This is a genomic window from Ruegeria sp. BHSB196 (assembly GCF_059613135.1).
On sequence record NZ_JBXWRY010000069.1, the window covers coordinates 1 to 7,507 of the forward strand.

Sequence of the window (7,507 nt, forward strand, 5' to 3'; positions counted from 1 at the left end):
CCATGAGCGCGGTTTCCCGGTTCATGTTCTTGTCCTGCGCCATCGTGTTGCGCATGTAGGGGCCGACATTGACGTTGTCGATGTCGAGAACCGGGATGTCGGTGATGCCCGCATCCAGCAGTTCCTTGACGGTGCCGCCGATCAGGTCGCCGTCCTTGTCGTATTCCAGGGTCAGCTCGTCCCCAGCCTCGACATAGATCGCGCCGGTTTCCTCGTTGATGATGTCCTTGGCGACGAACTTGCCGGCGATGTTGTCGAAGGGAACCAGAAGGTTGGTGACCTTTCCATCCTCGATCAGCTTCTTGACCGCCCGCGGCGTCACCTTCTTGCCGGCTTCGGCGATGACCTCGCCGGTCTTGGCGTCGATCAGGTCATAGGTCGGACGGGTGCCGCGCACGCGCTCGGGGAAGAACGGAGTGACCCAGCCCTTCTTCTTCTGGAGCTTGTAGGGGACAGTGTCATAGTAGGCATCCATGATGCCTTCCTGGTCCAGACCCAGCGCATAGAGCAGCGTGGTGACCGGCAGCTTGCGGCGGCGGTCGATGCGGGCATAGACGATATCCTTGGCGTCGAATTCGAAATCCAGCCACGAGCCGCGATACGGGATGATGCGGCAGGCAAAGAGCAGCTTGCCCGAGGAATGGGTCTTGCCCTTGTCGTGGTCGAAGAACACGCCCGGGCTGCGGTGCATCTGGGACACGATCACGCGCTCGGTGCCGTTCACGATGAACGTGCCGTTCGGCGTCATCAGGGGCATGTCGCCCATGAAGACATCCTGTTCCTTGATGTCCTTGACCGAACGGGCGCCGGTGTCCTCGTCCACGTCGAAGACGATCAGACGCAGGGTGACCTTCAGCGGGGCGCTGTAGGTCATGTCGCGCTGCATGCATTCTTCGACATCGTATTTCGGCTTTTCCAGCTCGTATTTCACGAATTCCAGAACCGAGGTTTCGTTGAAATCCTTGATCGGAAAGACCGACTGGAACACGCCCATGATGCCTTCGCCGTCGGCCGGCTTGTCGCCGTCACCGGAGCGGAGGAAAAGATCGTAGGAAGATTTCTGGACCTCGATGAGGTTCGGCATTTCCAGCACTTCGCGGATTTTGCCGTAATATTTGCGAAGACGTTTCTGGCCAAGGAACGATTGAGCCATGTCAGATGTCACCTTTCGATGTTCTCAGCGGACAACGACACCGTCGGGCCTCGATGCCTTGTCCCTTCGAGACGACACGTCCGGATCAATTCATGGCCACCGTCCCGAGTGGCGGCCTCCCGATCCGCGAACCGTGTCTGAGAAAACGCCCCATGAATTCGAGGCCCTTTCTAAGACAGGTTCGGCTGGACCCGGATTTCTCCGGGCCCAGCCAAATTCCGCGGTGCATCGCAGATGCACCAGGGGACTGACTTAGGCCAGTTCGACCTCGGCGCCAGCTGCTTCCAGCTTGCCCTTGATCTCTTCGGCTTCGGCCTTGTCGATGCCTTCCTTGATCTTGCCGCCGGCTTCGACCAGTTCCTTGGCTTCTTTCAGGCCCAGACCGGTGATGCCGCGCACTTCCTTGATCACGTTGATCTTGGAGGCGCCGGCGTTCTTCAGAACCACGTCGAATTCGGTCTTTTCTTCCTCGGCTGCGCCGCCGGCATCGCCGGCCGGACCGGCAACCATGACCGCGCCGCCAGCGGCGGGCTCGATGCCGTATTCGTCCTTGAGGATGGTTTTCAGTTCTTGTGCTTCCAGCAGGGTCAGACCAACGATCTCTTCTGCCAGTTTCTTCAGATCAGCCATTGTATCAGCTCTTTCCGTTTACAGTGTGTGTTCCAACGTCGGGGCATCGTCACCCCACGCAGATCATTCAGTGCCAACCGCTTACGCAGCTTCCGCCTTCTCTTCGATGGTGGAAAGGATGCTTGCGATATTGCTTGCAGGTGCGCCAATCGCGCCGGCGATGTTCGAAGCAGGTGCGCCAATGCAGCCCACGATCGAAGCGATGAGCTCCTCGCGGGACGGCATTTTCGAAACGGCTTCGACGCCTTTGCGGTCCAGAGCGTTCTCGCCCATTGCACCGCCAAGGATTTCGAACTTCTTGTTCTCCTTGGCGAAGTCCTCGGCCACCTTGGCTGCCGCCACGGGGTCTTCGGAATAGGTCAGAACGGTCATACCCGTCAGCAGGTCGGCCATGCTTGCACACGGCTTGCCCTCGAGGGCGATCTTGGCGAGCCTGTTCTTGGCAACACGCACGGAACTGCCCGCGTCGCGTGCACGCGCGCGCAGATCCTGCATCTCGGCAACTGTCAGACCGGCGTAGTGCGCTACCACCACGACGCCAGAGCTTTCGAAGATCTGGCCGAGTTCCTCGACCACTTTCTCTTTCTGGGCTCTATCCACAGTTCTCTCCAAGTTTGGGATGATGGAGGTCATCCCGGCTCAAGTTTGCCGGACTCACACCCGGCGTTCAGGTCCGTGATACGGGGTGGAGCCAAATAATCGCCCGAGGGCTGGACCCTCGATCTCTTTGGTCTTTCCCGTCTCAGGCAGGAAATTAAGGGGCCATGCGGTCCCACCCACCGTCTTGGACGAAACGAAATAAAGCGCACGACGAATCGCACGCTTTATTCCGCAGGTCTTCTTAGGGCAGTTCGAGGGGGTTTCCAAGGGGTAAATTCGGGGAAAACGAGGCCCGAGACGCCGCAGGCGCCAATGTGCAAACCGAGCAACCGGCCTGTGCGCGGACACCTGACAAAGGCGCGCGATTTCTCTTGCGGGCCATTCGCTCCGTGACTATCGAACGAGGCCAGCATCAATCGCTGCCCGATTTCCAGACCCCACGCAGGACAAGACATCCATGTGCAGATTCGTGGCCTACAGCGGACCGGACATCCCGTTGGAAAACATCGTCGTTCTGCCGAAACACTCGCTGCTTGAACAAAGCCAGCACGCGGCCGAGGCCAAGCTGGCGGTGAACGGTGACGGGTTCGGGATGGCATGGTATTCGGATCAGGACCGTCCCGGCCTTTACCGCGATGTCCTGCCGGCCTGGTCCGACGGCAACCTGGTGGATCTGTGCCGCATGATCAAGTCGCGGCTGTTTCTGGCGCATGTGCGCGCCTCGACCTTTGGCGAAACCTCGCGCAGCAACTGCCATCCGTTCACCTTCGGCAAGTGGGCCTTCATGCACAACGGCCAGATCGGCGATTTCGCGCGGGTACGGCGGCAGCTGGAAGCGACCCTGCCCGATGAGTGCTATGCCGCGCGCCGGGGCAGCACGGATTCGGAACTGCTGTTCCTGTTGCTGATCGCCAACGGGCTGGAGGCCGATCCCCACGCGGCGGTCGTCTCGACGATCCGGCAGATCGAGGATGTCCAGGGTGAGCTGTCGCAACCCAATCGGCTGACCGCGGCCTTTTCCGACGGGCGGGCGGTATATGCCTTCCGGTATTCCAGCGACCGGTGCAGTCCCAGCCTGTATTTCGGGCGCGGGCTGGATCACGGCGGACAGGTGGTCGCCTCGGAGCCGCTGGATACGGCCACCGGGGAATGGACGCGCATCGAAGATCGCAGCTTTTTCCGGCTGGTGGATGGTCAGACCGTCTCCTGCAGCCTGGAGTGACGTGCCCGAAAGGCAACGGGCCGCTCGTGCGAGCGGCCCGGCCTGGTGCGTCTGGATTGGGGGGGTGCCCTATTCGCTCGACGCGCTGGCCACGTTTACGGTCACGCCGGGGCCCATGGTCGAGCTCAGCGCGATCTTCTTCATGTAGGTTCCCTTGGCGCCGGTCGGCTTGGCCTTGGCCACGGCCGAGATGAAGGCGCGGACGTTTTCGACCAGCTTGGCTTCGTCGAAGGACGCCTTGCCGACGCCGGCGTGCACGACGCCGCCCTTTTCCGCCTTGAACTGAACCTCACCGCCCTTGGCCGCTTCCACGGCTGCTTTAACATCCATGGTCACGGTGCCGACCTTGGGGTTCGGCATCAGATTGCGGGGGCCCAGGATCTTGCCCAGACGGCCGACGACCGGCATCATGTCCGGGGTCGCGATGCAGCGGTCGAAGTCGATGTTGCCGGCCTGAATGCTTTCCATCAGGTCTTCGGCGCCGACGATGTCCGCCCCGGCCTCCTTGGCCTCGTCGGCCTTGGGGCCGCGGGCGAAGACGGCGACGCGCATGGCCTTGCCGGTGCCGTTCGGCAGACCGACGACGCCGCGCACCATCTGGTCCGCGTGGCGGGTATCGACGCCCAGGTTCATGGCGATCTCGACGGTTTCGTCGAACTTGGCGTTGGCGTTGGCCTTGATCAGCGCAACGGCCTCTTCGACCGACAGGTTTTCCTTGCCAGCGAAGGCTTCGCGCGCGGCGCGGGTACGTTTACCGAGTTTTGCCATCTTACTTCACCTCGATGCCCATGGAACGGGCCGAGCCCAGGATGATCTTCATGGCGCCTTCGATGTCGGTCGCGTTCAGATCCTTCATTTTGGCTTCGGCGATTTCGCGCACCTGCTTGGTGGTCACGGTCGCCACGGTCTCGCGACCCGGGTTTTCCGCACCGCGGGGACGGTTCCGCTTGCCGACCGGCTTCAGACCGGCTGCCTTCTTCAGGTAATACGACGCCGGCGGCGTCTTGATGTCCATGGTGAAGGACTTGTCCTGATAGTAGGTGATCACGGTCGGGCACGGAGCGCCGGGCTCCATGTCTGCGGTCTTGGCGTTGAACGCCTTGCAGAATTCCATGATGTTGATGCCGCGCTGACCCAGCGCCGGACCAACTGGCGGCGAGGGGTTTGCCTGACCGGCGGGCACTTGCAGCTTCATCGTGCCTGCGAGTTTCTTGGCCATTGGCCTTCTCCTTTTCCAACACCCTCGGGGCGCGCCCCTTGGGCCATTTCGGCGGGAACCCCGCCGGTGTTGTGTGGTCCGGTCCGCGCGTCGCGACGCGCTCGCCTCCCACGGCTAAATCACGTCAGCCCTGCTTGGAGACCTGCGTGAAATCCAGTTCGACCGGGGTTTCCCGGCCAAAGATCGAGACGGTCACCTTGAGTTTCTGGTTGTCGTCGTCGACCTCCTCGACCATGCCGTCGAAATCCTCGAACGGGCCGTCGTTGACCTTGACCTTCTCGCCCACCTCGAAGGTGATGAGCGTGCGCGGCGCCTCTTCGCCTTCCTGCACGCGGTTGAGGATCTGGTTCACCTCGGCGTCGCGCATCGGCATCGGGCGGCCCTGCGGGCCAAGGAAACCGGTGACACGGTTGATCGAGTTGATCAGGTGATAGCCCTGATCGGACATTTCCATGTGCACCAGCACGTAGCCCGGCATGAAGCGGCGCTCGGTCGTGACCTTCTTGCCCCGGCGCACCTCGATCACCTCTTCGGTGGGCACCAGAACCTCGTCGATCTCGTCCTCAAGGCCCTGTTCTGCGACCGAGGTGCGGATCTGTTCGGCGATCTTCTTTTCGAAGTTCGAAAGAACGCTGACCGAGTACCACCGTTTCGCCATGAACCTGTCGTCCTTGTTCTGCCTTGGGCGCGTCGCGGGCGACACGCCGGTCATTGAAATCTCGTCGCGGCCCGGCCGCGCATTCCGGAATAAAAAGCGGCGCGCAGCCCGAATCGCCGCACGCCCATCCCGAAAGGTAACGCGTCACCTACTCCGACACGGCGATCTGTGCAAGGGGGCGGCGGGGATTAATGCGGATGGGTCGGCCCGGTTCCGGCCCGAAGCCATTGCGCGGGGGACGGCGCCCCGGCGATCAGTTGAACATGCCCAGGATCAGCTGCAATCCGCCGCGGATGCCCAGATCGACCAGCGCGAAGAACACCGCCGTCAACGCCGCCATGATGAACACCATCACAGTGGTCAGCAGCACCTCGCGCCGGGTCGGCCAGACGACCTTGGCAACTTCGGCTCGGACCTGCTGGATGAACTGGATCGGATTGGTGTTGGCCATGAGGCTCGTCTCTCTGCTTGCGGATAGGCCGGACATAGCCGGGCATTGCGTCGATTTCAAGGGCACCCGGCACAGGCCACGGTCCCGTGGCGCGCATCACGCGGGCGGGCGCAGGTAATCTTCGTCCGTGACCTGTTCCAGCCAGTCCGCCACGCGGCCATCCAGCGCCTCCTGGATGGCCAGGTGGGTCATCGCGGTGTCGGGTCCGGCGCCGTGCCAGTGCTCCTGTCCCGGCGGGATCCAGACCGTGTCGCCGGGGCGGATGATCTGCGGGGCCGCGTCGCGGCGGCCGACCAGCCCCACACCCGACAGCACATGCAGCGTCTGGCCCAGCGGATGGGTGTGCCACGCGGTGCGCGCACCGGGCTCAAAGGCCACGCGCAAGGCGCGGACCCGCGCCGGTTCGGCGGCCTCGACCACCGGATCCTGCCAGACCGTGCCCGTGAACCAGTCGGACCGTGCCTTCACGCTCGGGCGGCTGCCGGCCTTGTAGATTTCCATGGCTGCACCTTTCTGCCGTGGTCCGTGCCGCATGGTCCGGCACCGTTCAGGGTTTGGGGCGATCGTCCCATTCGCTGTTCAGTATGCGGCGCGCGTCGCCTTCGGGGTCGTCATACTGGTTGGTGCGGACCGTGTAGATGAACGCCACCAGGCCAATGCCGCCAAGAAACAGGGAAATCGGGATCAGATAGGCCAGCACTTCCATCGCATCACCTCAACCGCAGCGCATTCAGCGACACTGTAATCGATGAGGTGGACATCGCCAATGCGGCGATGAGCGGCGAACAAAGCCCCGCGACGGCCAGCGGAACCGCGATCACGTTGTAGACGGTGGCGATCTGGAAATTCTCGCGTATCCGTTTGGTTGCCTTGACGGCAGTGTTGCAGGCATCGGCAATCGGCGACAGATCGTTGCCCAGCAGGACGATGTCCGATGCGACCCGCGCCGCGTCCAGGGCCGAGGCCGGCGAGATCGAGACATGCGCCGCGGCCAGCGCCGCCGTGTCATTCAGGCCGTCGCCGACCATCAGCACCTTGTGGCCCTGATCGGCCAAATCCTGGACGCGCCTTGCCTTGTCTTCCGGCAATGCTTCGGCCACCCAGTCCTCGATCCCGAGCTTGTCGGCCAGCGCCGCCACCGCGCCCTGGGTGTCGCCGGAGATCAGCGTGACGGTCTTGCCGGCAGAGCGGAGCGCCGCAACCGCCTCGGCCGCGCCCGGGCGCAGGGCGTCGGTGTAGCGGAAGGCCACCGGCGCACGATCGCCCACCGCCAGCCAGGCCGTTGTCTGCTGACCCTGTTGGGCGCCGACCCAGGCGGCGCGGCCCAGTCGCACCGGTTGGCCGCGATACCGTCCTTCGGCGCCAAAGCCCGGCACCTCGGCCAGATCGGTGACAGAGGCCGGCTTGAGCCCGGCCTCGCGCGCCGCGCGGGCCAGGGACACCGACAGCGGATGCGACGACGCCTCGGCCAGGGCCAGCGCGATTTCCAGATCGGCGCGGCTGTGATCGCCGAGATTGACCAGTTCGGGCGTGCCCGCGGTCAGGGTGCCGGTCTTGTCGAACACCACGGTATC

10 protein-coding genes and 1 pseudogene are annotated in these 7,507 nt (G+C 63.2%); 1 reads left to right on the top strand and 10 read right to left on the bottom strand.

The features are described 5' to 3' along the window. The 3 genes and pseudogenes from AC2FNJ_RS19765 to rplJ all read right to left on the bottom strand — a co-directional run. Positions 1 to 1,153, bottom strand: a pseudogene (locus tag AC2FNJ_RS19765) (DNA-directed RNA polymerase subunit beta); the annotation flags it as partial. Positions 1,154 to 1,405: 252 nt separating this feature from the next. Beyond that, on the bottom strand, positions 1,406 to 1,783 hold the full coding sequence (gene rplL, locus AC2FNJ_RS19770; RefSeq protein WP_496766731.1) for a 50S ribosomal protein L7/L12: 378 nt from the start codon (positions 1,781 to 1,783) through the stop codon (positions 1,406 to 1,408). 81 nt (positions 1,784 to 1,864) lie between these two features. Next, on the bottom strand, positions 1,865 to 2,383 hold the full coding sequence (gene rplJ / locus AC2FNJ_RS19775; protein ID WP_496766744.1) for a 50S ribosomal protein L10: 519 nt from the start codon (positions 2,381 to 2,383) through the stop codon (positions 1,865 to 1,867). Between the two features lie 457 nt (positions 2,384 to 2,840). Here rplJ and AC2FNJ_RS19780 point away from each other — a divergent pair, with 457 nt between their 5' ends. Continuing rightward, on the top strand, positions 2,841 to 3,605 hold the full coding sequence (locus AC2FNJ_RS19780; protein WP_496766733.1) for a class II glutamine amidotransferase: 765 nt from the start codon (positions 2,841 to 2,843) through the stop codon (positions 3,603 to 3,605). Positions 3,606 to 3,674: 69 nt separating this feature from the next. On the opposite strand, the gene rplA is transcribed toward AC2FNJ_RS19780, so the two are convergent. The 7 genes from rplA to AC2FNJ_RS19815 all read right to left on the bottom strand — a co-directional run. Beyond that, positions 3,675 to 4,373, bottom strand: coding sequence for a 50S ribosomal protein L1 (rplA, locus tag AC2FNJ_RS19785; protein WP_496766735.1), 699 nt, complete (start codon positions 4,371 to 4,373; stop codon positions 3,675 to 3,677). A 1-nt stretch (position 4,374) separates the two neighbouring features. Further along, a complete protein-coding gene (gene rplK / locus AC2FNJ_RS19790) occupies positions 4,375 to 4,824 on the bottom strand; it encodes a 50S ribosomal protein L11 (RefSeq protein ID WP_005980652.1) in 450 nt (149 codons plus the stop codon). Positions 4,825 to 4,948: 124 nt separating this feature from the next. Continuing rightward, positions 4,949 to 5,482 carry a transcription termination/antitermination protein NusG gene (gene nusG / locus AC2FNJ_RS19795; RefSeq protein ID WP_496766745.1) on the bottom strand — a complete coding sequence of 178 codons (534 nt, stop codon included), beginning with the start codon at positions 5,480 to 5,482 and terminating at the stop codon, positions 4,949 to 4,951. A 253-nt stretch (positions 5,483 to 5,735) separates the two neighbouring features. Continuing rightward, on the bottom strand, positions 5,736 to 5,933 hold the full coding sequence (gene secE, locus AC2FNJ_RS19800; protein ID WP_496766737.1) for a preprotein translocase subunit SecE: 198 nt from the start codon (positions 5,931 to 5,933) through the stop codon (positions 5,736 to 5,738). A 96-nt stretch (positions 5,934 to 6,029) separates the two neighbouring features. Beyond that, positions 6,030 to 6,434, bottom strand: a complete 405-nt coding sequence (locus AC2FNJ_RS19805; RefSeq protein WP_496766739.1) for a (R)-mandelonitrile lyase — start codon at positions 6,432 to 6,434, stop codon at positions 6,030 to 6,032. A gap of 46 nt (positions 6,435 to 6,480) precedes the next feature. Next, positions 6,481 to 6,639: a cbb3-type cytochrome oxidase assembly protein CcoS gene (gene ccoS, locus AC2FNJ_RS19810; protein WP_496766741.1), complete on the bottom strand. Its 159-nt coding sequence runs from the start codon at positions 6,637 to 6,639 to the stop codon at positions 6,481 to 6,483. 4 nt (positions 6,640 to 6,643) lie between these two features. Further along, the coding region (locus tag AC2FNJ_RS19815) for an HAD-IC family P-type ATPase (protein WP_496766743.1) at positions 6,644 to 7,507 on the bottom strand (864 nt) is incomplete at its 5' end.